This is a genomic window from Chitinophaga hostae (assembly GCF_018224885.1).
In the GTDB taxonomy this organism is placed as follows: Bacteria; Bacteroidota; Bacteroidia; order Chitinophagales; family Chitinophagaceae; genus Chitinophaga; species Chitinophaga hostae.
In genome coordinates this window covers 22,172-47,746 of the sequence record NZ_JAGTXB010000032.1, presented here as the reverse complement: position 1 = coordinate 47,746, position 25,575 = coordinate 22,172, and the positions used below count along the sequence as shown (strand labels likewise).

The 25,575-nt window shown below is 45.3% G+C and carries 23 protein-coding genes and 2 tRNA genes; 18 read left to right on the top strand and 7 right to left on the bottom strand.

What is annotated here, in order from left to right:
- Window positions 1-27: 27 nt before the first annotated feature.
- The 8 genes from ffh to KE626_RS33645 all read left to right on the top strand — a co-directional run bounded on the left by ffh (window position 28) and on the right by KE626_RS33645 (window position 7,171).
- Window positions 28-1,353, top strand: coding sequence for a signal recognition particle protein (gene ffh / locus KE626_RS33680; RefSeq protein ID WP_211977486.1), 1,326 nt, complete (start codon window positions 28-30; stop codon window positions 1,351-1,353).
- Between the two features lie 142 nt (window positions 1,354-1,495).
- Window positions 1,496-1,960, top strand: coding sequence for a 30S ribosomal protein S16 (gene rpsP / locus KE626_RS35115; protein WP_211977485.1), 465 nt, complete (start codon window positions 1,496-1,498; stop codon window positions 1,958-1,960).
- 204 nt (window positions 1,961-2,164) lie between these two features.
- Window positions 2,165-2,692 (top strand): ribosome maturation factor RimM, encoded by a 528-nt coding sequence (gene rimM, locus KE626_RS33670; RefSeq protein WP_211977484.1) that lies wholly within the window; start codon window positions 2,165-2,167, stop codon window positions 2,690-2,692.
- Window positions 2,693-2,768: 76 nt separating this feature from the next.
- On the top strand, window positions 2,769-3,440 hold the full coding sequence (gene trmD, locus KE626_RS33665) for a tRNA (guanosine(37)-N1)-methyltransferase TrmD (RefSeq protein ID WP_211977483.1): 672 nt from the start codon (window positions 2,769-2,771) through the stop codon (window positions 3,438-3,440).
- A 119-nt stretch (window positions 3,441-3,559) separates the two neighbouring features.
- The gene (rplS, locus tag KE626_RS33660) at window positions 3,560-3,907 is read left to right on the top strand and encodes a 50S ribosomal protein L19 (protein WP_079473603.1); all 348 of its coding nucleotides are present in this window, start codon (window positions 3,560-3,562) and stop codon (window positions 3,905-3,907) included.
- Window positions 3,908-4,066: 159 nt separating this feature from the next.
- Complete coding sequence (locus tag KE626_RS33655; protein WP_211977482.1) at window positions 4,067-4,363, top strand: Sec-independent protein translocase subunit TatA/TatB; 297 nt, start codon at window positions 4,067-4,069, stop codon at window positions 4,361-4,363.
- Window positions 4,364-4,428: 65 nt separating this feature from the next.
- Window positions 4,429-5,874: an Asp-tRNA(Asn)/Glu-tRNA(Gln) amidotransferase subunit GatA gene (gatA, locus tag KE626_RS33650; protein ID WP_211977481.1), complete on the top strand. Its 1,446-nt coding sequence runs from the start codon at window positions 4,429-4,431 to the stop codon at window positions 5,872-5,874.
- Between the two features lie 10 nt (window positions 5,875-5,884).
- The gene (locus KE626_RS33645) at window positions 5,885-7,171 is read left to right on the top strand and encodes a lytic transglycosylase domain-containing protein (RefSeq protein ID WP_211977480.1); all 1,287 of its coding nucleotides are present in this window, start codon (window positions 5,885-5,887) and stop codon (window positions 7,169-7,171) included.
- Between the two features lie 86 nt (window positions 7,172-7,257).
- On the opposite strand, the gene KE626_RS33640 is transcribed toward KE626_RS33645, so the two are convergent.
- From KE626_RS33640 to gap, 3 genes are all read right to left on the bottom strand, one after another.
- Entirely contained in the window at window positions 7,258-8,670 is a 1,413-nt protein-coding gene (locus KE626_RS33640) for a cation:proton antiporter domain-containing protein (protein WP_211977479.1), read from the bottom strand.
- A 158-nt stretch (window positions 8,671-8,828) separates the two neighbouring features.
- The gene (locus tag KE626_RS33635; RefSeq protein ID WP_211977478.1) at window positions 8,829-10,022 is read right to left on the bottom strand and encodes a phosphoglycerate kinase; all 1,194 of its coding nucleotides are present in this window, start codon (window positions 10,020-10,022) and stop codon (window positions 8,829-8,831) included.
- Window positions 10,023-10,184: 162 nt separating this feature from the next.
- A complete protein-coding gene (gene gap, locus KE626_RS33630) occupies window positions 10,185-11,201 on the bottom strand; it encodes a type I glyceraldehyde-3-phosphate dehydrogenase (protein WP_211977477.1) in 1,017 nt (338 codons plus the stop codon).
- A 141-nt stretch (window positions 11,202-11,342) separates the two neighbouring features.
- On the opposite strand from gap, the gene KE626_RS33625 reads away from it, so the two are divergent.
- The 10 genes from KE626_RS33625 (at window position 11,343) to KE626_RS33580 (ending at window position 20,938) form a co-directional block, all read left to right on the top strand.
- A tRNA-Glu gene (locus tag KE626_RS33625) sits at window positions 11,343-11,414 on the top strand.
- A gap of 254 nt (window positions 11,415-11,668) precedes the next feature.
- Entirely contained in the window at window positions 11,669-12,400 is a 732-nt protein-coding gene (locus KE626_RS33620) for a helix-turn-helix transcriptional regulator (protein WP_211977492.1), read from the top strand.
- Between the two features lie 51 nt (window positions 12,401-12,451).
- The gene (locus KE626_RS33615) at window positions 12,452-12,865 is read left to right on the top strand and encodes a VOC family protein (RefSeq protein WP_211977476.1); all 414 of its coding nucleotides are present in this window, start codon (window positions 12,452-12,454) and stop codon (window positions 12,863-12,865) included.
- Window positions 12,866-13,163: 298 nt separating this feature from the next.
- Window positions 13,164-13,763 (top strand): porin family protein, encoded by a 600-nt coding sequence (locus tag KE626_RS33610; RefSeq protein ID WP_211977475.1) that lies wholly within the window; start codon window positions 13,164-13,166, stop codon window positions 13,761-13,763.
- 113 nt (window positions 13,764-13,876) lie between these two features.
- Window positions 13,877-14,911 (top strand): sensor histidine kinase, encoded by a 1,035-nt coding sequence (locus KE626_RS33605; protein ID WP_211977474.1) that lies wholly within the window; start codon window positions 13,877-13,879, stop codon window positions 14,909-14,911.
- The gene (locus tag KE626_RS33600; RefSeq protein ID WP_211977473.1) at window positions 14,908-15,672 is read left to right on the top strand and encodes a LytR/AlgR family response regulator transcription factor; all 765 of its coding nucleotides are present in this window, start codon (window positions 14,908-14,910) and stop codon (window positions 15,670-15,672) included. Before KE626_RS33605 ends, KE626_RS33600 begins: the two co-directional genes overlap by 4 nt.
- Before the next feature lie 95 nt (window positions 15,673-15,767).
- Window positions 15,768-16,418 (top strand): hypothetical protein, encoded by a 651-nt coding sequence (locus tag KE626_RS33595; protein WP_211977472.1) that lies wholly within the window; start codon window positions 15,768-15,770, stop codon window positions 16,416-16,418.
- A 135-nt stretch (window positions 16,419-16,553) separates the two neighbouring features.
- Window positions 16,554-17,240 (top strand): DUF1345 domain-containing protein, encoded by a 687-nt coding sequence (locus tag KE626_RS33590; protein WP_211977471.1) that lies wholly within the window; start codon window positions 16,554-16,556, stop codon window positions 17,238-17,240.
- A gap of 252 nt (window positions 17,241-17,492) precedes the next feature.
- A tRNA-Glu gene (locus KE626_RS33585) sits at window positions 17,493-17,564 on the top strand.
- Between the two features lie 155 nt (window positions 17,565-17,719).
- A complete protein-coding gene (locus tag KE626_RS33580; protein ID WP_211977470.1) occupies window positions 17,720-20,938 on the top strand; it encodes a sensor histidine kinase in 3,219 nt (1,072 codons plus the stop codon).
- A gap of 160 nt (window positions 20,939-21,098) precedes the next feature.
- On the opposite strand, the gene KE626_RS33575 is transcribed toward KE626_RS33580, so the two are convergent.
- The 4 genes from KE626_RS33575 to ppk1 are packed head-to-tail and all read right to left on the bottom strand — an operon-like array spanning window position 21,099 to window position 25,572.
- Window positions 21,099-22,499 (bottom strand): MBL fold metallo-hydrolase RNA specificity domain-containing protein, encoded by a 1,401-nt coding sequence (locus KE626_RS33575; RefSeq protein WP_211977469.1) that lies wholly within the window; start codon window positions 22,497-22,499, stop codon window positions 21,099-21,101.
- Window positions 22,500-22,531: 32 nt separating this feature from the next.
- Window positions 22,532-23,041 carry a DUF4442 domain-containing protein gene (locus tag KE626_RS33570; protein WP_211977468.1) on the bottom strand — a complete coding sequence of 170 codons (510 nt, stop codon included), beginning with the start codon at window positions 23,039-23,041 and terminating at the stop codon, window positions 22,532-22,534.
- A gap of 7 nt (window positions 23,042-23,048) precedes the next feature.
- A complete protein-coding gene (locus tag KE626_RS33565) occupies window positions 23,049-23,552 on the bottom strand; it encodes a thioredoxin family protein (protein ID WP_211977467.1) in 504 nt (167 codons plus the stop codon).
- A 28-nt stretch (window positions 23,553-23,580) separates the two neighbouring features.
- A complete protein-coding gene (ppk1, locus tag KE626_RS33560; protein ID WP_211977466.1) occupies window positions 23,581-25,572 on the bottom strand; it encodes a polyphosphate kinase 1 in 1,992 nt (663 codons plus the stop codon).
- Window positions 25,573-25,575 lie beyond the last annotated feature (3 nt).

Below are 25,575 nucleotides of genomic sequence, written 5' to 3'. Positions count from 1 at the left end.
TTTTGCAGTCCGTTTAAAATACCAACAATGTTTGAATCATTATCAGAGAGACTCGATTCCGCGTTTAAGCAGCTTAAAGGTGAAGGCCGGATTTCCGAAATAAATATCGCCACTACTGTTAAAGAGATCCGTCGTGCATTGGTGGACGCGGACGTGAACTATAAGATTGCCAAGGAATTTACGGATAGAGTAAAGGATAAGGCCCTGGGAGAGAAAGTATTAACCTCCATTTCTCCCGGACAGCTGATGGTAAAGATCGTGAAGGATGAACTGGTGGACCTGATGGGCGGCACTGAGGCGGAATTTGACCTCAAGGCGAGTCCTACAGTAGTGCTGATTGCAGGTTTACAGGGTTCCGGTAAAACCACCTTCTCCGGTAAGCTCAGCAGCTTCCTGAAAACAAAGAAAAATAAAAAGCCTTTACTGGTAGCAGCAGATATTTACCGTCCTGCGGCGATTGATCAGCTGAAAGTACTGGGAGAACAGATCGGCGTAGAAGTATACAGCGAACCCGAAAACAAAAATGCGGTTCAGATCGCTGAAAATGCCATCAAACACGCCAAAGCCAACAATTTCAATGTTGTGATCATAGATACCGCCGGTCGTTTGGCGGTAGACGAAGCGATGATGACAGAGGTGGCAGCGGTAAAAGCAGCGGTAAAACCACAGGAAATCCTGTTCGTGGTGGATTCCATGACCGGTCAGGATGCGGTAAACACCGCCAAGGCATTTAATGATCGGCTTGATTTTACCGGTGTGGTACTGACCAAGCTGGATGGTGATACCCGCGGTGGTGCGGCCCTTACGATCAAATACACGGTAGAAAAACCTATCAAGTTTGTGAGTATGGGAGAAAAACTCGATACCCTCGATGTTTTCTACCCCGAACGTATGGCCCAGCGTATCCTGGGAATGGGTGATATCACCACCCTGGTAGAGCGTGCACAGGCGCAATTCAATGAAGAACAGGCCAAAAAGCTGGAAAAGAAGATCCGCCAGAACCAGTTCGATTTTGACGATTTTAAAGAGCAACTGCAGCAGATCAAGAAAATGGGTAACCTGAAAGATCTGATGGGCATGATTCCTGGCGTTGGTAAGGCCGTAAAGGACCTGGATATCAGCGATGACGCTTTTAAGGGCATTGAAGCCATGATCAACTCCATGACGAAGGCAGAGCGTGCCGACCCTGATATGATCGACGGAAGCCGCCGCAAACGCATCGCAAAAGGCGCCGGTAAGGACATCCAGGATGTGAATCAGTTCATGAAACAATTTGAACAGATGCGCCAGATGATGAAGATGATGAATAAATTTGGTGGTGGTGGTAAGGGTTTGAAAGGAATGGTGAGATAAAAGCGATGAGCGGCCGGCCGTTAGCTTTTGGAGAAAACCAGGGGACCGATAAATTTATTTTGCAAATACCAACTTACTGATTACATTTGCATCCCTAATTAAACAATATTTCCTAACTCGCAAAAAATAACTCGACTTATTTATGCCAGTAAAAATCAGACTGCAGAGACATGGCGCGAAAAAAAGGCCTTTCTATTTTATCGTAGTAGCCGACGCGCGCGCACCAAGAGATGGTAAATTCATCCAGAAAATTGGTACTTACAATCCTTTAACAGTTCCGGCTTCCATCAACATCGATACCGAAAAGGCATTGCGTTGGTTGCAGAAAGGTGCACAACCTACTGACACTGTTAGAAGAATCTTGTCATTTAAAGGTGTATTGTATTTGAAACACCTGTTAAGAGGTGTTACTTTGAACCTGTTCGACGAGCCTACTGCTTACCAGAAGTTTGCACAATGGCAAGCTGAGCACGAACAAAAAGTTTCTGCCCGCCGCGACGGTCACAAGAAAGCAAGGATTGCTGCTCCAATCGTAAGAAAGGTAGAAGACACTCCGGCTGCTCCTGCGACTGAAACACCAGCAGCAGAAGAAGGTACCGAAGCATAAAACGGCAACGTTTTAACAATACCTGAAAAAGGAAATATTTGCAGCCGCAAATATTTCCTTTTTTAATTTTTATTGAACCTGCTTTTTACTATCTGCAGCCGGCAACTGGTTGTAATTAATCAACGCAGGACTAACACCGCTAAAAAACAGCTTTCAGCCTTTAGGAACTCACTAAAAGCTAACTGCTAAAAGCTTACAGCTAATATGGCTAATAATTATTTCAGTATCGGGAAGCTCGCATCCGCACATGGATTGCAGGGCGACCTGGTTTTAAGGCATAGCCTGGGTAAAAGATCCGCTCTAAAAGGGGTAACCGTGATTTTCCTGGAAGAACGGAAAAACAGCTTTATTCCCTACTTTGTACAACAGGTGACCGTTAAGGACGGAGAAAACGTATATATCAAGCTGGAAGGGATAGACACGAAGGAAGCCGCCCATAAACTGATGCCGGCACAGGTATACCTGCAGGAAGATGACTTTAAACAACAAACCGCTTCCTCTGCTCCCCTGGCTTTGCTGGGTTACGCCGTGGAAGACCAGCAATACGGGCCCCTGGGCACTATTGAGGAAGTGATCGAGATGCCCATGCAGGTACTCGTAAAGGTGTTTATAAAAGGCAAAGAAGCCCTGCTGCCGGTGAATGAGCAATCACTGGTGAAGGTGGATAAGAAACAGCAGACCGTGCACCTGAACCTGCCCGATGGTTTGATTGAATTGTACACAGGAGAATAATAGCTTTGAGCACTTCGCCTTTAGTGACTCGCTAAAGACTAACTGCTAAAAGCTAACTGCTAAAAGCTAATACGCTATGCGAATCGATATAATAACCGTATTACCCGAACTGCTGGAAAGTCCGTTGTCGCATTCTATCATGAAAAGAGCGCAGGCCAAGGGCTTACTGGAAGTACACGTACATCCGCTCCGGCAATATTCCAGCCTGAAACACAGCCAGGTCGACGATTACCAGTTTGGCGGCGGTGCGGGAATGGTAATGATGCTGGAGCCCATCGTAAATGCCATTGAGTCACTGCAGGCTAAGGTGCAGTACGACGAAGTGATTTACCTGACGCCCGACGGCGAAACGCTGAACCAGAAAATGGCTAATCAGCTGTCGCTTAAAGGCAACCTGCTGATGCTCTGCGGGCATTACAAGGGGATAGACCAGCGGATCCGCGATCATTTTATCACGAAAGAGATCTCCATCGGGGATTATGTGCTGAGTGGGGGAGAACTGGGGGCGGCAGTACTGGTGGATGCCATCGGCCGACTGTTGCCTGGGGTGCTGAATAACGAAACCAGCGCCTTAACAGACTCTTTCCAGGATAACCTGCTGGCGCCGCCGGTATATACCCGCCCGGAAGAGTTCCGCGGCTGGAAAGTGCCGGAGATCCTCATGAGCGGAGATCATAAGAAAATCGAGGAATGGCGGCACCAGGAATCGGTAGAACGAACAAAACAACGCAGGCCCGACCTGTTATAACTTAATGATACATAGGTCATATAGATTGCTTTACCATTTGAACAATATACTTTCTTGATTTTTAATTTGGTAAATGCTATTTCTTGACTTACTTTTGCACTCCCATAAATATTTGAAAGATGAACGCAATTTCGTTTGTTCACGAACAACTGACAGCTAACAAACAGTACCCGAAGTTTAAAGCAGGCGACAACGTCACTGTCAACTATAAAATCGTGGAAGGTAATAAAGAAAGGATTCAGTCCTTTAAAGGTGATGTGTTGAAAATCCAGGGTACAGGATCAACAATGTCTTTCACTGTTAGAAAAATTTCTGATGGCATTGGTGTGGAAAGACTGTTTCCGCTTTACTCTCCTCATATCGATGGTATCGTGTTGAACAAGGTGGGTAAGGTAAGAAGAGCTAAGCTTTACTACCTGCGCGAAAGAGCTGGTAAGAAGGCCCGTATCAAAGAAAAAAGGGTTTAGTATAAATACAGGGAAATTTGTTAAAAGCGGGACCTTACCGGTGCCGCTTTTTTCGTGTGCTTAAAATGGTATTAAAACTCCTCCGGCATAGCCCAAAGGGGTGAAAAAGCCGATTTTATGCCCTATCTTTGTTGGCTGAACAATATAAATTTTGAGACGATGACTGCTGTTTTTGTTAAATCATCATTTTTGATTCTCCAGGATATCGGTATGTCCGAGCTGCTGTTAATTGCTGTGGTAGTGTTGCTGCTCTTCGGAGGCAAGAAAATACCTGAATTAATGCGTGGCCTGGGTAAGGGTATCCGTGAATTTAATGACGCCAAAAACAATGTGCGCCAGGAAATAGAAGAAGGTATGAAAGAAAGACCTGTTCAACCTTCTGCACCGGCAACTACAGACGCTCCGCACACAACGAGCACTGTAATACCGGATGCTTCGCAACATAACAACGCGTAGCTATCAGCCAACTCCCTGAAAAGAGTGTATTCCTGATATTAATTTAATTTTTAACTGGTTTAGTCTTGTCTGAATTCAGCAGTATAACTACTTTCCATAAAGCATTATACGCCGGCAGTACAAGCTGTACGGAGAGAGTACGTTATTACCTCGACCGTATAGCCCAGCTAAAACATTTGAATGCCTTCCTGGAAGTATATGAGGAGGAGGCCCTGGAGAAGGCACGCGAGCTTGATACCCGTATTAAAAAGGGTGAAAAGCTGGGTGCTCTCGCAGGAGTGGTGGTTGGTATTAAAGATGTAATCTGCTATAAAGGCCATAATGTAAGTGCCGCTTCCCGTATTCTGGAAGGGTTTACATCCCTGTTTTCCGCTACTGCAGTTGAGAGACTGCTGCAGGCGGATGCCATTATCATTGGTAATCTTAACTGCGATGAATTCGCAATGGGATCTACCAATGAAAATTCTGCTTTCGGACCTACACTCAATGCCCTGGATAATTCCCGTGTACCGGGTGGTTCTTCCGGCGGCTCTGCTGTAGCCGTACAGGCCGATCTTTGCCAGTTAAGCCTGGGGAGTGATACCGGTGGCTCTGTTCGCCAACCGGCCGATTTTTGTGGTATAGTTGGCCTGAAACCCACCTATGGCCGCATTTCGCGTTACGGGCTTATCGCTTATGCTTCTTCATTTGACCAGATAGGCATTTTTGGCAAGGATATTGCCGATGTGGCGGCAGTTCTACAGGTAATTGCCGGACCGGATGAGTTTGATAGTACTGCCTCCCAAAAAGAAGTCCCTGACTATCAGGCACACCTTGAAGACAATAAATCGTTCAAATTTGCGTATTTAAGAGATGCCCAGTATCATGATGGTCTGGACGCAGAAATGAAAGACGGCTATATTGATTTCTTTGAAAGTTTACAGTCATTGGGTCATACGGTATCAGGAAAGAGTTTTGAATACCTTGACCATGTAGTTCCAGCCTATTATGTGCTTACTACAGCCGAAGCATCCTCCAACCTGTCACGTTTTGATGGGGTGAAATATGGACACCGGACCGCTGAGAAAAACCTGGATCTGACTGAATTTTACAAAAAAAGTAGATCCGAGGGGTTTGGAAAAGAGGTAAAACGTCGTATATTACTGGGGACTTTTGTGCTGAGCGCGGGCTACTATGACGCATATTATACTAAAGCACAACAGGTTAGGCGTCTTGTTACAGATAAACTCAACGATATACTAGAAGAGTACGACGCCATTTTAATGCCAACTGTGCCATCCACAGCATTTAAATTAGGGGAGAAAACAGATGACCCTATCGCCATGTACCTGGCTGATATTTATACGGTACTGGCAAATCTGGCAGGGGTTCCGGCTATATCCGTTCCTTTGTACCGGCATTCAAACGGGATGCCATATGGTGTACAGATCATCACAAAGAAGTTTAGCGAAGCAAACTTGTTGCAAATAGCTCATCAGGTGATGGCTAAGGAACAGGTTACTGTTGTTTAAAATAAATTGTATGAGAAAAATCTTTTTACTACTGCTGTTGCCAGCAACAAGTTTAATGAGTGTGAGTGCGATGGGGGGCAATAGCAATCCTAAAGAGACGGTGTATCCGGTTATCGGGGCACCTGATACTTCTGTACTGAAACTGAACCACAAGGTGCGTTTGCCAAAAGACACCACTGTATTGGCATCTCCTACCTCTGTGGCAGTGAAAAAAGCTGCACAAAGTCTGCCTAATACCATTCGCAATGCGAAAGTATATGAACAGATCAACAATAACCTGGTTGCCGGTTACGTAAGTAACTATGCTACCCGGTATAGTCAGCATTTACAGATCATGATTGATAAGGGACAGCCTTATTTCAACATGATTGAAAAGGTGTTCCGTGATAACGGTATCCCTGAGGAAATGAAATACCTCGCGGTAATTGAATCCAGCTTTAATACAAATGCCCGTTCCAGGGTAGGTGCAGTAGGCGCCTGGCAGTTTATGGCCGGTACCGCCCGCATTTTTGGTTTGAGCGTAGGTAAGAAAGTAGACGAAAGAAAAGACTTTTATAAATCTACCCTGGCTGCCGCCCAGTTTCTCAACCAGCTGTATGCGCAGTTCGATGATTGGTTACTGGTAGTTGCTGCCTATAACTGCGGTGCAGGCGGCGTACAACGCGCAATCAACGCCAGCGGACGTAAAGATTTCTGGGGCATGCAATATTTCCTGCCTGCTGAATCACGCAATCACGTATACAAATTCATTGCTACCGGTTATATACTCGATCGTTTCAACAACTTCTTTGGTGTAAGCGACGATGTAAACCCTACTATCACTGTAAATATGCCGGCTGCTGATAATGTGTCTGCACCAATAGCAAGAGGCCCGTTAACAGAAGATGAAATTTTCAGTACCGTTGAAATTAATGTAACCGGCAAATATCGCCTGGAAGCAATTGCCAAGAAACTGGATATGCAGGTAGCGGAACTGGATCGCTTCAACCCTGGTTTTGCCAAAGCAATGGCCAGCCCGGAAAACAACTATGATCTGCGCATTCCTAAGGAAAAAATGAAGCAGTTCATGGCAGAAAAAGATGAGATGCTGAAGGAATCTGTGCAACTCACCCTGGATGATAAAGCGGTAGGTGTTGATAAATCCAAATTCCCACCAGCAGTGAGAATGGCGGAAAAGAGCAATACCACAACGGCGAAAAAAGCCACTACTTCTTCCAGAAAACATTATTCTGCTAAAAAACACCACAGTGCTAAAAAACATACTGCTGGCAAAAAGAAAAGCACCAGAAAGAAATAAGCACCAATAAGGATAACGATATAAAAAAAGAGAACGCTGATTATCAGCGTTCTCTTCTTTTTGTGCCCTTGTAAACAATGGCCTCCTTATGTGGTCAGTACATTTTTATGCTTTTCGCTGAAGATCACCAGGTCCAGCAGCGGTCCCGTCATAAAGGTGGTGGCCAGGGCCATCAATACCAGCATAGCAAATATTTCAGGAGAAAGAATACCGAGATCAAAACCTATGTTGAGTACTACCAGCTCCATTAACCCGCGGGTATTCATGAGCGCGCCGATGGATACAGACTGGCGCCAGGTTTGTCCCATTAGTTTGGCGGTAAAAGTGCTGCCACCAAACTTGCCGGCCACGGCCACCAGCATAATCATACCAAATACCATCCACAGATCGCCCTGGTTCAACAAACCGATATGCGTTCTTAAACCCGTGAAAACAAAGAAAATAGGAAGCAGCAGCATCACGCTTACATCTTCCAGTTTATCGGTCAGCAGTTGTTTGATATTGGCAGCAGGAGGCATGATGACGCCAGCCAGGAAAGCGCCGAACAGTGCATGTATACCTATTACTTCCGCCAGCCAGGCAGCTATCAGCAGGATAAAAAATACCAGCGAAACCGCTGCTTTCTGTCGTCCTTTGTCCATCTGCGCTTTCATCGTTTTACCAAGCCAGGGACGCACGGCCAGCAACATCACTGCTACAAACACAATGGCCAGTAAAATAGTGACCAGGGCGCTTAACAGGCCGCCGGCATTTACAATGGCCACTACTACCGCCAATATACACCAGGCGGTAATATCATCGGCCGCAGCACAGGTAATGGCCATGATACCCAATGGCGTATGTGTTAACTTCCTTTCCTGTACAATACGTGCCAGTACCGGGAAAGCGGTAATACTCATAGCAATGCCCATAAACAAGGCAAAAGATAAAAAGCTGACGTGCGGAGGCGCAAACCGGGTGAAGAGGAAATATGCCAGCCAAACACCCAGGAAAAACGGAACAATAATGCTGGCATGACTGATCATCACTGCATCATGCGCCTTATGCCTGATTTTATTGATGTCGAGTTCCATGCCTACTATAAACATGAAGAAGGCCAGCCCGATCTGGCTGAGGAACTGCAGACTTTTCAATGATTCTACCGGGAACAGGAAGCCGGAGAAAGCCGGCATTGCCCAACCCAACAGGGAAGGACCGAGCAGTACGCCCGCAATGATTTCCCCTACTACTGCGGGTTGTCTTAGTTTATTGGCAATCACTCCAAACAATCTTGCCACCAGCATGATCACAATAATCTGTAACAATAACAGCCCCAGTGGGTGTTTCAGATTATCGAGGTAACGCCACCAGGTAGTGGAATGACTGGCTGCAGCCACAGGAGCTGTGGGAATGACGTTGTTCGGGTTAACAGGCAACGATTGTCCCTTCTGGAGTATAACCCATATCAGGGTGGCGAAAACACCGATGATGGCTGGGTACCATAGAAAGCGTTTGTTCATGACAGGAAGTGTTAATGATTACTTGCAAGAAAACAAAAAAGGAGCGGAAAGCAAAAAGCCATTGAAGCATATGTATGATATAAGCGAAAAATACAATAAACATCGCTCCTCATACGCTTCAATGGCTTTTTGCTTTCGGCTTTACGCCTTATGCTTTTTTAAGCTATAGCTGCTATACCCGGCAGTTCCTTTCCTTCAAAGAACTCCAGCAAAGCGCCACCACCGGTAGATACATAACTTACTTTATCTGCGATACCGAACTGGTTTACTGCCGCTACGGAGTCACCACCACCTACCAGGGAGAATGCTCCCGCGGCGGTAGCTGTAACGATGGCATCCGCTACGCCTTTAGTACCAGCCTGGAATGCGGGCATTTCAAACACACCCATAGGACCATTCCATAAAATGGTTTTGGAAGCAGCAATGGTTTCTGCAAACAGTGCTACAGACTTAGGTCCGATATCAAGCCCCATCCATCCTGCAGGGATGTTATCATTGGAAACTAACTGTGTGTTGGCATCTGCTGCAAACTTATCAGCAGCAACAGAATCCACTGGCAATATCAGTTGTACGCCTTTAGCTTTTGCTTTTGCCACTAATTCGTTGGCCAGATCCAGTTTGTCGTTTTCACAAAGGGAGCCGCCAATTTCCTTACCCTGTGCCTTAAGGAATGTGTAAGCCATACCACCGCCAATGATAAGGTTGTTGGCGCGGTCCATCAGGGTTTCGATGATCAGGATTTTATCGCTTACCTTGGCGCCACCCAGGATCGCGGTAAACGGAGATGCAGCATCGTTCAGTACTTTCTGTGCACTGTTTACTTCTGCTTCCATCAGCAAACCAAACATCCGGCTTTCAGGTGCAAAGTATTGTGCAATCACAGCAGTAGAGGCATGCGCACGGTGTGCGGTACCAAATGCGTCATTCACATATACATCGCCGAGTTTAGATAATTGTTCGGCGAACGCGGCATCACCTTTTTCTTCTGCCTTGTGGAAACGCAGGTTTTCCAGCAGCAGCACTTCGCCCATCTGCAGATCTGCTGCGGCTTTCTCCGCAACAGGACCAGTGCAGTCTTCCGCAAACTTCACGGTGGCGCCGTTTAATAAGGAAATGAGGTGGTATACCAGGTGTTTCAAAGAGTATTTATCGGTAGGACCATCTTTCGGACGACCCAGGTGGGACATGAGGATTACGGCGCCGCCATCTTTCAGTATTTTCTGGATAGTGGGTACCGCAGCACGCATGCGGGTATCGTCGGTGATCTCAAATTTGTCGTTCAGGGGAACGTTGAAATCTACGCGTATCAAGGCTTTACGGCCATTGAAGTTATAGTCGGAGAATTTACTCATATATATCAATTTAAGATAACGAGAAAGGGGTATTATTAAAAAACCGCGATACCAACAGCGCAAAGCAAGTATACAACCAAAAAAATCTGGTCAATTGCTGCTATGGTGTAGTCCCGCGGAAAATTAAAGACTCCCGGTTTTCGCCGGGAGTGCTTTGTATAATTATTTGCTGATCAGACCGGCGAAGTACTTTACAGTACGTACCAGTTGTGATACATAGCTCATTTCGTTATCGTACCAGGATACGGTTTTCACCATCTGGTGGTCACCAACGGTGATTACTTTTGTTTGAGTAGCATCAAACAGGGAACCAAAGTGGATACCAATGATATCAGAGCTTACGATTTCATCTTCAGTGTAACCGAAAGACTCATTGGAAGCGGCTTTCATAGCAGCGTTGATTTCTTCGGCAGTTACTTTTTTATTGAGGATGGTAGTCAGCTCAGTTAAGGAACCGGTGATAGTAGGAACACGTTGTGCGCCACCGTCCAGTTTGCCTTTCAGTTCAGGCAGTACCAGTCCGATTGCTTTTGCAGCACCGGTGCTGTTAGGAACGATGTTGGCAGCAGCAGCACGTGCACGGCGCAGGTCACCTTTTGGATGTGGAGCATCCAGGGTGTTCTGGTCGTTGGTGTAAGCGTGTACAGTGGTCATTAAACCTGTAGCAATACCGTAAGTATCCTGCAGCACTTTCGCCATAGGAGCCAAACAGTTGGTAGTGCAGGAAGCGCAGGAGATAACGGTTTCGCTACCATCCAGGATTTCGTGGTTAACGTTGAAAACGATCGTTTTCAGATCACCTGTAGCAGGAGCGGAGATAACAACGCGTTTAGCACCGGCACTAATGTGAGCAGCAGCTTTATCCCTGTCAGCAAAGAAACCGGTACATTCGATTACTACATCGATGTCGTGCTCTTTCCATGGAATTTGAGACGGATCTCTCTGTGCATATATTTTCACATCTTCACCGTTCACATTGATTGCGTTTTCAGAATGCTTAACGTCTGCATCGAATCTACCCTGTGCTGAATCGTACTTCAGCAAATGCGCCAGCACGTTAGGGCTGGTGAGGTCATTGATAGCTACCACATCAATGCCGGGCATTTTGTAAATCTGGCGGTATACCAAACGGCCAATACGACCGAAACCATTAATACCAATTTTGAGAGTAGTTCCCATTTTACATCGTGATTTGAGTATGAAAAAATCGAGAGCGAATTTACAACCAATACCCTTATTAATCAATAGAAATTTAGGTTATGAAAATATTTTTTTGGAAATATAAAATAACATCCTACATTTGCAATCCGAAAATGATGCGCCGCGTTGGTCAAGGGGTTAAGACGCCTCCCTTTCACGGAGGAGTCACGGGTTCGATTCCCGTACGTGGTACAAACAAACAACAAGCAAGCCTTAACATTCATATGTTAAGGCTTTTTTATTTTAACTACGGCGATATTTGACCTGATTGTTACTGATTTTCAATTATTTATAATTGGAAATTAGTTATTTATAACCAACTAAGTATTCGAGGAGCGTCCGGGCGTGTTGAACCGCAACAGCGCATATTATTTATAATGTCATTGGTAAATTGTAGTTAATTTAACTGTTCTTGGTTCTTTCTAAAAGAACGGAGGCTTTTGAAAATGGATAACGCGGCTTTACAAAGAATTTCCAGGCTAACAGCCATCATTACTCAACTGCAAACTAAACGGCTGTTGACGGCCACTCAGCTTTCCCAAAAATTCAATGTAAGCATCAGAACAATTTACCGTGATATCAGGACCCTGGAGCAGGCGGGCGTACCTGTTTTGACCGAAGACGGTAAAGGTTATATGCTGATGGAAGGTTATAGGGTACCGCCTGTAATGTTTACAGAAGGGGAAGCCAATGCGCTGGTAACCGCAGAGCAACTGATGCTTAAAAGCAGTGACCTCTCGCTTCGCCAGGAATATGCTGCCGCTGTTGGAAAGATCCGGGCAGTTTTGCGATATTCCACAAAAGAAAAAATAGCATTATTATCTCAAAGAATTGCGGTTAGCCCAGCCATTGCTGAAACTTCGGTAAGTAATTCACTCACCCTGATTCAGAGCGCGCTTACTTCCTTCCATGTTTTAGAAATCACCTACCACTCAGCGCAGCAGCCCGAAAGAACCGAACGGCAAGTGGAACCTTTTGCCTTTTATTACAGCTTACAGGAGAGCTGGCTGCTGATTGCTTTTTGCAGGTTGAGAAGAGACTTCAGAATGTTTCGCCTCGACAGGATTTCGAAAATTAAAATACTTGAGGAAGTTTTTGAACCACACAAACTAACATTGTCGGAATATCTCAGTGAAAAACAAAAAAAGTTTACTACCCCTGACACACCCTTGTCATAATCCCGTTTCATCTTTGCTCAAACAAATTTTAATTTTCTAAAGCAAAGAATTATGAATCTCGTTTCAATTCGAATTATAACAGCTGAAGTTAAGCGGTTGGTTAACTTTTACGAACAGGTAACCGGCATGCTGGCCATACAGTATACAGATGATTTTGCGGAGCTGCAAAGTGAATCAGCGACGCTGGCAATTGGCAGCACAAAAACGCTACAGTTTTTTGGCGGCGATGAGGTGGCAAAAGCAGCGCAAAATCATACCGCTATCATTGAATTTATTGTTAAAGATGTTGATGATACTTATCAACGAATAGCCGAAACTATTCGACCCTACCTTGTTCAAAAGCCGACGGCAATGCCATGGGGTAATAAATCGCTGTTATTTCGCGATCCGGATGGAAATCTTGTTAATTTCTTTACGCCGGTTGATTCGGGAGCGATCAGGAAATTTGAAGGGAAAATCAGGTAATTTTTATATGACATCCAATACCAGGGAAGTTAGCCATAAATATTATTGTTCAATTTCCGCCTGTTATGCAAACGGATTTTATCCAAAAGGACTGAGGGCTTCCCGATATTGGGGAGCCCTTTTCTTTGGCTCTTTCCCGGTTCCGGCGATGCTCCGCGTGCTGTACGCAGCTGTTAAATTCCCGTATTGCCGTTTCCCTGATAATTTTGTCCGCTTCCCCCAGCTTCTCTTTCACAGACCTGTATTGAACCCGCACTTTTGCCCTGCATTTAAATACTCATTACTAAATACAAGTTTTATGAAAAAAGTTATCCTGGTTTGTCTGGTTTTCTTCTCTGTGAAAGGGTTTTCTCAAACAGCGCCCAAAAGCTTTACCCAGGGCCTGCTGCAACGCCTGGAGTTTGGGCTCAAAGCTGGCGCCAGCTACAGTAATTTTACCGACGCCAATTTTCCCACAGATCCGTTGGTCGGATTTCATGCCGGGGGTACTGTTGCATTTAAAATCACGAAGAATTTTTTGGTACAGGAAGATTTTCTTTTCTCCTCGCAGGGAGCTAAAAGCATGGGAGATGCGTTTGGAAAGGGGGATATCAAACTTTATTATATTTCTGTGCCTCTCCTTTTAAAATACAGAACCAATATGGGCTTTTATGTGGAAGCGGGTGCACAGGCGGGATTTAAGGTAAGAGAAGATATTGGCGGTGTAACCGACAGGGAGTTTTTTAAGAAAACAGATATTGCTGCGGTTGGAGGAATTGGCTACCAGTCTAAAATGGGCCTTGGTATTGGGGCAAGATATATTTATGGCTTATCTTCAGTAGGTAATTTTGAAGCCTCCGGCATAAAAAACGACTTCAAAAATAATAATGCACAGGTGAGCGTATTTTATGTGTTCTGACGCGGCTAACGCAGATCCCTGTAAAGCATAAAGCATTCCGGTTGCCCGGGGTAGCCGGAATACTTTGTGAGTAAATCGCCCGGTAATATCATGTTATACAAAAAGTGTTGTTGATGTCAAATGATTTGCCATTAAAAAGCCTGAAAACGCTAAACTGGATGATAACGCTTGCAACAGCGTTGCTGGCTTTTATATTTTTGCTGGCCGTTATACAGGACGCATACCAGTCGCTGCTCAGGGCTTTACAGGTCATCATCTTTATGACTGCCCAAAGTTTCTTAAATATATTTCTGCTGGATGTCTTCACCGGCAGAAAACAAGCAGAAAAAAAATATGCAAGGTTGAAATTTTATATTGCTAGTTATATAGCCTGCATTATCAACTGGGTTTTTGTAAAAACCTTGTATACGGCCATAACCGATACGAAGTGGGAGGGGGAGGGGCCGCATATATTCCAGGCTTACTCTCTTGCCATTCTTGCTATATCTGTGCTTAATACGCTGATCATTGTGCTGCAGGACCTTGTTATTCTGCAACATAACAAGGCAAAGGGAGAAATTGAAAATCTGCAGTTAAAAGCAAACGTAAGTGAAACGGCCAATTTGTTATTAAGACAGCAAATCCATCCGCATTTCCTTTTTAATGCGCTGAATACAATAAAGTCGCTTTATAAGCGGGACCTGCAGCAGGGGGAAGATTACCTGGTGCATTTGGCTAATTTTCTAAGGGCATCTATCTCCCATCATAACACGGAAATTACGCTGATAAAAGATGAGCTTGAATTTTGCCTGGATTATCTGAAAATGCAGCAGATCCGTTTTGGCGCCGCGCTGAATTATTCCATTGCTATATCAGAAGATACTATTCAACATCAATATCTTCCTTTCTTTTCTTTACAACCTTTGATAGAGAATGTACTGAAACATAATGACCTGACGGAGGAACGCCCCATACTGATTAGGATTAAGGAAGAAAACGGATACGTGTCTGTTACCAATAACCTGCAACTACGAAATTATAAGGAAACCTCAACCGGCCAAGGATTATCAAACCTGGCCGAGCGATACCGCCTGCTGAATGAAGAGGCCATTACGATTAAATCTGACAGTCATTTTTTTACGGTGCGGATAAAAATTTTACAGAGATGAAAGTAGTTATTATAGAAGATGAATGGCTTACGGCCGATGATCTCAAACAAACGATCCGGCAGGCGGATGCCAGTATAGAAATTACAGCTACGTTGAAATCTGTTAGTGAAGGACTTTCTTATTTTTCGTCTAACCCGGCGCCAGACCTTATATTCAGCGATATTCAATTAGGTGACGGGCTTAGCTTTGAAATACTGGGGCACCTGAATGTACCGGTAATATTTTGCACCGCCTATGATGAGTATGCGTTAAACGCATTTAAGGCGAATGGGATAGATTATATTTTGAAACCTTTTACAACGGCATCTGTTGTTGCAGCATTACAGAAGTACAAGCATCTCACCCAGGTAAAGCAGGATGAAATCACCCGGCAATACGAATCGATCAGGCAGTTGTTTTCAGCGACCAAAGCAGCCAAAGCCTCTTCTTTGCTGATACACTATAAAGACACGATCCTTCCCGTAAAGATCGCAGACATTGCATTGTTTCAACTGGACCATGAAATTGTTTACCTGCTCACATTTGATCAAATAACCTATTATCCCGGTAAAAGCCTGGAGGAGCTGGAAGCTATTGTGGGCGACGATTTTTTCCGGGTCAACCGCCAATTCCTGGTTAATCGCAAAGCCATCGTTAATGCATCCAGCTTATTTTCGCGTAAGCTATCGCTGAGTGTTTCCGTGCCGGTAAAAGAAAGTATTACGATCAGCAAGGAAAAGGCGCCACTGTTCCTTAAATGGCTCTCTGGTGCGTCTTTGTAAAGAGTGCATGAAAGCGCATCCGGTATTTTTCCAGGTGATTTTTTAATTGTAGGTTTGTTTAGAAAGAAAAACCTGTTACGTTAAAGTTGTAGCCCATGAAAATTATTTCAGCCATTCTGTACTTTCTCAGCCATCACCCCGGATGGTCTTTCCCGTTACTCATGATTTTTTTCGGACTGTTGTGGAGCTGGAGAAAGAAAACAATTTATGGTTTGCTGGTACTCCTGGCGCCAATAGCCAATATCTTCCTGGCGCATATGCTGAATGCATGGTTCCTGAATAAGTTCGGGGTTAAGGGAACGGCGGTGATTACACAATCTGAGCAAACTAATTCCACACTCAACGATCAGTATATTTATGACTATGATGTACTGGTTAAAACAGCCGATGGCAAAGATGTACTCACCGGCTTTTCTACCATGTCGGCGGCTATATACCCGGTGAGGAACAGTATTCTTATACCAAATGTTGATGAACCTTTTCTTGTAAAGTATATCCCGGGTTATGAAAAGAACATTGTGATTTTGAGTGATGAATCCAATTACGGCATTGCCCGGAAGATCATGGAAAACCAGCAGGAGGTGCAAAAGGCGTGGATACAGTATAAGGCGAGTCCGCAGAATAAATCTTTTAAAGATGAGTACCTGCAGGTATTAAAAAAATATGTGGCAGATAGTAACAATGCATCGGAGCCGGATGTGATCAATAACTACAAAACCATCATTCAGCAGCTGGAAGCAGAGTAACCCATGATGATGGTAATAAACAAAGCGATTGGATGACCTAAATAACAGTCTACTTATTTTATAAGATAATAATTTAAGGGCATGATGTGTTTGCTGTGAAAAACAGGTTTATCTTTAAGTAATAAGTGATCTTTTATGAGAAACAAGAAGGCGGTTAAATTGCTGGTAACGATGCATCCGCTGGAGCGGGTGCTGGTAAGCCTGGGCCTGACCCTGGTGGCTTTTGCCGGTCTGTTCTTTTTTAGGGCGGCTTTGCATCCGCTGATCATCTATGTGATGTTGTGGGACATATTTGCGCTTTCCTATATTGCCTCCGGCTGGATTGTTTTTTACAATCGTACGGTAGATGAAATACGCAAGTGGGCGAGGGTGGATGACGGCAGCAGGATATTCGTTTCATTTTTAGTGTTGTTATCGTCTGTAGCCAGCCTGGTGATCGTTTTGCTGCTGATGCTGTCAAAGGAAATATCCGGCGGATCAAGGTTGATTTACCTGCCGGTAGCCATTACCGGGATGTTGGCCTCCTGGACCATGGTGCATACCACGCTTACCTTTCATTATGCCAACCTGTATTACGATGATGCGGTGAACGATATCAACCAGCATGCAGGCGGACTGGAGTTTCCCAGCGAAAAGCGGCCGGACTATATAGATTTTGCGTATTTCGCGTTTGTGATCGGGATGACGTTCCAGGTGTCGGACGTAGAAATCAGCGGGCGTGTGATCCGGCGTACTGCGTTGGCCCATGGACTACTGTCGTTTGCCCTGAATACGTTTGTGGTAGCATTAACCATAAACCTGATAGCAGGATTGAAACAATAATCGTATAGGCTTAAGGGTTATAGCCAGGTATTTATCTCCCGAAAAAAATAAAAGAGCAGCAACAATTGGTTCCCTGTCACTGCATACGGATAGAACGCCCGGTGGTAGCGGTCAGGGATGGGGCAGCTTTTCCGGATAGCGGCAAATAAAACCCCCTTTAAAACCGTGAATCTTCTTACCTTTGTTTGAGAATCGAAAAAAAATTTTGGATTGTAAAACATTTTCCTATCTTTGCAATCCCAAACGAAAAATGCCTCGTTGGTCAAGGGGTTAAGACGCCTCCCTTTCACGGAGGAATCACGGGTTCGAATCCCGTACGTGGTACAAGAAAAGGACTTCTGAAAAGAGGTCCTTTTTTCATTTTTACCTTTTATTTCCAGCCTTCGGATTTTTGTTTAGCAGTATTGATTGATCATGCTGCATATTCACGACAACATTTAGTATTTTTATTCCAGCACTACTTCTTTCCCAAAATTGTAATGATTTTACGGCATATCAAGGATAATGCCCCGCGATGGCAAAATGCAGCCAGGTATATCATTTACCTGCTGTGGATGGTCATTTATCTTCCTGCCTCCTTTGCACAGTCGGGCGATCATGTGTCTTACAACTTCTCCCATCTCGATATCAATAATGGTTTGGCCAGCAACCATGTTTCTGCTATTATGCAGGACAGGAAAGGGTTTATATGGATTGCCAGCACCGCCCTGCAACGCTACGATGGCACTAACCTCGTAACAATGGCCAGTTTTGACAGGGTGCCAGGCTCTATTTATTACGATGATATCTGCCTGTGTGAAGACCGTAAAGGCCGTATCTGGATGGGTACTCCCGATAACATTCGTGTATACGACCCGGTTACCGACCAGGTACGGGCACTAAAAGTATCGGACCGGGATATCCGGCCGGAAGGGCTGCAATGCAGCCAGATCGTGCAGGATCATAATGGTATTATATGGGCGACTACCCATGATGGCCTGCTTCGTTTCAACGAAAAAGCCTTTAATTTCCAAAAAGCGGCCTTAATCCCGGAAGCGGACCGCATACAAATGATGGATGCCATCATGGAAGATGAATCCGGGAACCTCTGGATCAGCGGGAAAAAAGGGGTGTATATCCTTGACCGGGATCGCAAAAATCTATACAGTCGTACCAATAACCCGGAGCACCTGCCCGTACTTGATATCGACAATACGTTTAAAAAAATATATACAGATGTGCATCACCAGATATGGCTGGCGGGCAGAAGTGCACAACTATACCGCTATGATCCCGTATCGCGTAAACTGAATAATTACACCTTTGACGCACCCATCCCCAAAAATGCCAAAAGGAAACCGACAGATACTGATGCCATCTTTGATATTATCTCCGACCGGGAAAAAAACACCTGGATGGCCACTGAAAAAGGCGGTATTTTCCGTTATAACTATCTTACCGGGAATTTTGACCTGAATATTGCGGCCAATAACGACGATGAAAAGGGCTTTCATTACACGTATGAGGCCAACTGTTTTCTCAGCGACCGCGAAGGACACCTGTGGATAGGAACCGACCGGGGGGTAAATATTCTCAGTCTGCATAACAAAACATTCCGGTTGCTCGACAGCAGAACGTCATTTCCTAATACCAGTAAACATCTGCCGGTTGCAGAGGTAACAGGCATTTACCAGGCTGTTAACGGTAACGTATATGTAGGATACTGGGGGCAAGGATTCAGTCGCCTTACACCCGATCTGAACCTGGTACAAAATTATATACACAGTGATGGCGACCCCGGTATTACCCTTCCGGAAGAACGGGGGCTGGTATGGAGTTTTGCAGAGTTAAAAGATGGTACCATCCTCGTAGGACAGGAAAATGGGTACCTGTCGCTCTTTAATCCTGCTACGGGGAAATTTATAAAACATTTGTCGTCGCCGTTTTTATATGAACAAACACTGTTGCATCTGCAACCGCAAAATGATACTACTGTCTGGATCGGCTTATATAAAAGGGGATTGGCCAGCTGGAACCCTCAGCAAAACACTTTCCAGGCATTTAATGAAATAACCGATTCCCTGAAACGCCCGGTATCGGTGATGGATATTGTATCACAAGGCGATACCGCGCTCTGGCTGGGCACCAGCAGCGCAGGACTGATGCTGTTCAATACCCGATCGCGACGCATCGTTAACAGGGAAACCTTTGCCTGGAGTTCACATGTATACAGCAATATTACCTGCCTGTTACGCTATAGCGACAGTATCCTGCTGGCCGGCACCGACCACGGTTTATGGATGTATAATACCCGTACCTGTACTTCCAAACCGCTCCTGACCAACAACCAGTTGTTTGACCAGTGGGTGCTGAGTATGGAAGAAGGTCAGGCCGGTGAAATATGGTTTACTACCCAGTATGGTTTTTATCGCTGGTACCCGCCGGCCAGAAAACTGGAAACTTTTATCCAGAGCGATGATATCATCGATAATACCCGTAAGGTACGCAGGCGTATCGTTACCCTGCAGAACGGTGATCTGCTGGCAGGGGCATCAGATCATTTTATTACGTTTGATCCGAAAAGTCTGCTTGTGGCGCCGGCGCCGCCCGATGTAACCATCGTAAATCTGAAAGCGCTCGATAGTATAGTCCTTATACAGGCTGCTCAGCGGGATAGCGTGCCGGTAGTGCTCAGCCATAAACAGAACTTTATAGGCATCGAATTTAAAAGCCTGCAATACCACAAAGAAAGGATCCGCTATTACTACCAGATGGAAGGGGTAGACGAAAACTGGGTGCTCACCGACAACATCCTGGTAGCAAAATATACTAACCTGCCACCCGGAAATTATGTTTTTAAAGTGAGGGCTGTGAATACTGCCGGCACTTTTTCTAAACATATCAGCCGGCTGCAGATATATATCAGGCCCGCCTTCTGGCAAACAGGCTGGTTTAAATTATTGTGCCTGTTACTGGCAGCGTCGCTGGTATACCTGTATTTCCGCCTGCGGATTTCAGGGATAAAAAAAGAAGCAAAGCACAGAGAGGCTATACAGCAACAGATTGCCCAACTGGAAATGAAAGCGCTGCGTGCACAAATGAATCCGCACTTTATTTTCAACGCGCTGAATTCTATCCAGACATTTATGATGAAAAGCGAAACGGAACAGGCATTGTCTTACCTGAGTCGTTTCGCAAAATTAATCCGCAACGTACTGGACAACTCCCAGCTGAACCACATTACGGTAGCACAGGAAGTAAGTGTATTGGAGAATTATATGGAGCTGGAAAAGCTGCGGTTTACCGATGAATTTGAATATGAAATAATTGTAGATCCCTCACTGGACGCCAATATGGTAGAAGTACCCACGATGGTGATCCAGCCTTTCGTGGAAAATGCCATCTGGCATGGCCTGTTGCATGAAAAAAGCAAAGGAAAACTCACTATTACTTTCCAGAAGGTGGATGACCGTATGCTATGTACTATTGAAGATAATGGCATCGGGCGGGAGAAATCTGCCGCCATGAAAAAGGCAAATAAGCCCGGGCATCAGTCGCGCGGGCTGCAGATCACACGTGACCGGTTATCGCTGTATAACAGTCGCTTTAATGTGGATGCCAGCTTTGATATAGAAGACCTTGCAGATGACGATGGTAAGGCGCAGGGAACACGCGTTAATTTGTGGTTTCCGCTGGTGGATGGGGATTCGTATGACTGACTGTGGACTGTGATGAGTATGATTATAATGATGATCCTGATGAACGAAGGTTACTTAGGATATTGACACTGAAAGGCCCTTCCATAATCAGGAAGGGCCTTTTTTATTTAATATTCAAACTAATCTTCGTTCATCAGGATCATCATTATAATCACACTTATCACAGTCCCAGTTCAAAATGCCGTTCCGGGATTTCAATATCGAGGAATCCTTTTTTCAGTAGCCAGTTCCTGAAAATTTGTTGCACATCATATTCGCCGTGTACAAGAAATAGTTTCTTTATCTCCTTTGGATCCTGGCAGGCCAGCCACTGACTTAAATCCTCATAGTCGCCATGGGCGCTCATAGAGCGGATAACGCCTACTTCTGCATTTACCTCGTAGCGGGTACCGTAAATAGATACCTCTTTGGCGCCGCGCATGAGGCGTCCGCCTAAAGACTGAGGCTCGCAGTAACCTACTATGAGAATAGTATTTCTTTCTTCATCGATGTTGTTGGCGATATGATGTTTCACGCGTCCTGCTTCGGCCATTCCGGATGCGGAAATGATCACGCAGGGTTCCTTCCGGAAGTTGAGCGCTTTCGATTCGTCTACCGATTTAATGTAACGTAAACCGGGAAAGTCGAATGGATCATCATCTTTTTTCAGCAGGGTAGATACTTCCCTATTGAATACTTCCGGATGTGCTTTTGTAACTGCAGTAGCTTCTGTGGAGAGCGGGCTGTCTACAAAAATATCTACCCGGGGTAACGTGCCTTTCAGTTGTGCATTGTTTAATGCATACAATAGTTCCTGGGTGCGTCCTACGCTGAAAGCGGGGATAATAAGTTTTCCTCTTTTTTCAATACAGGTTTCGCGGATATACCGGAGCAGTTCAGCATCTGCGGGAGCAGCATCTGCGTGCAGGGTGCTGCCATAGGTCGATTCAATGAGGATATAATCTGCCTGTGGGAATACCGCCGGCGATTTCAGGATGGCATCGTTATAGCGGCCAATGTCGCCGCTGAAGGAAATCTGTTCTGTTTTACCATTTTCTGTGATCCGCAAATGTACGGATGCAGCGCCTACGATATGGCCGGCGTCTGTAAACATGAGTTGTATATCCGGATCTATATTTGCCCAGGTATTATACCCCATGGGTTTTAACGCGCCGATAGCAATTTTGGCGTCTTCCACACTATACAGTGGTTGTATATAGGGAAGTCCTTCCTGGGCCATTTTTTTATTGGTGAATTTGGCGTCTGATTGTTGTATTTCCGCGGAGTCCAGCAGCAATATTTCTGTGAGGTCGCGGGTACCTGGCGTGCAGAAAATATCGCCATCATAGCCCATTTTCACCAATCGCGGTATCAGGCCGGAGTGATCGATATGGGCATGTGACAATACCATATAGGTTACTTCTGCCGGGTTAAATCCAAAGTCTCTGTTCAGCGAATCTGTTTCTTGTCCCATACCCTGGAACATGCCGCAATCCAATAGAATTTTTTTGCCATTCTTAAGTGTGATCAGGTGTTTTGATCCGGTAACGGTGCGCGCGGCGCCATGAAATGCAATTTTCATATCGATGTTTTTGGGTGAACGGGTTCACCATTTTAGGATTTACTTTTAAACGACCAGGTGATCGCAAAGGAGGCAATTAATATGCCGTCTTTATCCCTGCCTTCACTGTGGAGGGTAATGGTTTCTGCCGTTGCATCGTTGAGCGCCCTTTCAATGGCAGCCCTTAGCAGCGGCAGCTCTGAACAGGTAAACAAGGTGCGGCCGGTAGCCTTTTTAACAAATGTAGCTTCCATACCGGTAACGAGCATGGATACACGCCGCGGTGCGCTGCGTACATACATCATGGCGGGCAGGCCCGTACTGAGTTCTGCAGCCATAGCCAGGCAGGCGAAGTAGGTAGAGCGGAAAGGGTTTTGTGATAACCAGCGGAAAGGTACCGAGGTAACACAGGTATCTGTTTCCAGCGATTGGAGTCTCACCCCTGAAAGCCATGCTGCCGGCAATTTCCAGAACAAATAGGCCGAAAACTTAAACGGATGCTGTGCAAACTTTTGAAAAGATTGCACAGCATCCGTGTTAAAAGTGGTAATGCCGTTATTCATGACCATGTTATTCGTTGGTGTAATGGGAAGGCTGCAACGCTGCTGGTGACCATTGTTTCAGGAACTCCTCCACTTTTTTCTTATCATATGAATCTGCTGATTCCAGCAGGCCGGAGTTCTGTGTATGTAACCGGTTGCCTTTTGCATCAAGTATTACCAGCACCGGGAAACCAAAGCGCTGTGGAAATCCCAGCTCTTTCAGGATAGGCAGATTTTTATTTTCTTTACTGTAGTTCAGATGATATACCACATAGTTGTTGTTCAACGCTGCTTTCAGTGCTGCATCATCTTCCATAAATTTATACAGCCTTTTACACCAGATACACCAGTTACCACCGATCTGCAGCAGCACATGTTTGTTTTCTTTGGCAGCCTGTTTTTCAGCGGCAGCTATATCGGCCCTGGTATCAGCGGCCGGGTTGTAAATATGTTCCAGGTCATGTGTTTGCGCCTGTGTGGCCGGGATCGCAAAGGCAATACTCAATAACAACGTCCAAACGTACTTCTTCATAAAAAACGATTAAATCAGAATATCTAATTTACACTATATTTTGCACATATGTTTGTATGGCCTGCTGGGCGGTAGTACTGTTTTTCAGCTGCAGCTGGAGAATATCTTTCAGCTGTTGCTGCAAGGCAGGTACATACACCGGTACACATACTTCTATGCGCCGGTGGAGGTTACGGTTCATCCAGTCAGCGGAGCCCATGTATACTTCTTCCTGGTTATTGTTATGGAAGATGAATACGCGGGCATGCTCAAGGTAGCGGTCTACTATCCTTACTATACGGATGTTGCGGCTTTCAGGAATACCCGGTGCCAGGCAGTTGATGCTGCGCACAACCAGGTCTATGGATACACCTGCTTCGCTGGCTTCATACAGTTTGCCTATCATTCCTCTTTCCTGCAGGTTATTTATTTTGATGATGATGCGGGCAGGTTTACCTTCTTTGGCATGCCTGATTTCCCGGTCTATCAGCCCGGTAAATCGTTGCGTCATATTGAACTGGGCTACCAGCAAATGTTCGAACTGCAAAAATTGATAGGAGACCGGTTGTTCCCTGCTTTGCAGATAGAGGAAGAGCAATTCCATCTCCCTGGTAATACCTGTATGGGCGGTAAACAATACATGGTCAGTATAAAAGCGGGCGGTACTTTCATTAAAATTACCGGTGGCAATAAGGCCGCAATAATCCCATTGATAACCCCGGTTGCGCTTTACCAGTGCGGTTTTAGCGTGCACTTTCATTCCCGGAATACTATAGATGAGTTTCACGCCTGCATCTTTCATTTTCTTTGCCCAGCGGATATTATTGGCTTCATCAAAACGTGCTTTCAGTTCTACAAACACGGTTACTTTTTTGCCATTCCTGGCCGCGCTGATCAACGCCTGTGCTATCTGGGAGCCGGAAGCAATCCTGTATAGTGTAACGTATATCTCTGCTACATCTGGATCTGCGGCTGCTTCATTAAAAAAGCGCAGTACATAGTCGTATCGCTGATAAGGTAAATGGATCAGCAGGTCCTGTTGCAATACCAGGTCCAGCAGGCGATCGGTGGCCGCAATGGCTTTATCTTCTGCAGGAGTTACTCTTGGGTAGTCCACATTTGTCAAACCCGGAGGCTGTGGTAAGCCAGCCAGATCTTTCAGGTTATGATAGCGTCCACCCATTACCAGTTCGTCTTCACGTATGTCAAATTGCTGTGCGAGGAAATGCAGTAAGGGCAAAGGAATGCTGCCATCGTAAAGAAAGCGGGTAGGTACACCTAGCTCACGTTTACGGATCAACGTTTCTACTTCTTCCAGTATATCTCCTTTTATTTCATCCATATCCATATCCGCGTTGCGGGTAAGCTTAACGCTGTAAGAGCTGTCCACAGTATGGTCGGGAAAAATATATGCGAGGTGTGTGCGGATAATGTCGTCAGTGAAAGCAATGTAGTGAACACCGTCAACCGCCGGCAGTTGCAGAAAACGCGGTAAGGCTGCCGGGATATTGATGATCGCATATTCCCGGATATCGTTGTTGTTACGTGGAATAAGCGTAATCGCCAGGTACAGCGCATTGTTTTCCAGGAACAGGTTTTTCTGATGCCCGGTTAGCCATACCGGTTGCAGGTAAGCCAGTATTGTGGTGAGAAAATAATTTTTGGTAAACGCATGATGAGCTGTCAGCAAGGGTTGGTTATAATACAATTGTACACCTTGAGCTAACAGTGCCGGCAGTACGCTGCCCGTAAATATCCGGCCATATTCCTGTTGCTGCCGGTTTATTTCCTGCAACACATCGGTTAATGTTTCGCTGCTGATAGATTCATTTTCGCCGGCATCAGGGTCTGTTTCGAGCACTTTGTTAATAGCCAGTATGGCGGGCATTCTTACCCGGAAAAATTCATCCAGGTTGGAAGAAAAAATAGACAGGAACTTAATGCGTTCGTATAGTGGTGCCTGTTGGTCGGCCGCCATTAGTAATACCCGGTAATTAAAGGATAACCAGCTGAGATCGCGGTTATATAAAGGAACACTCATGAA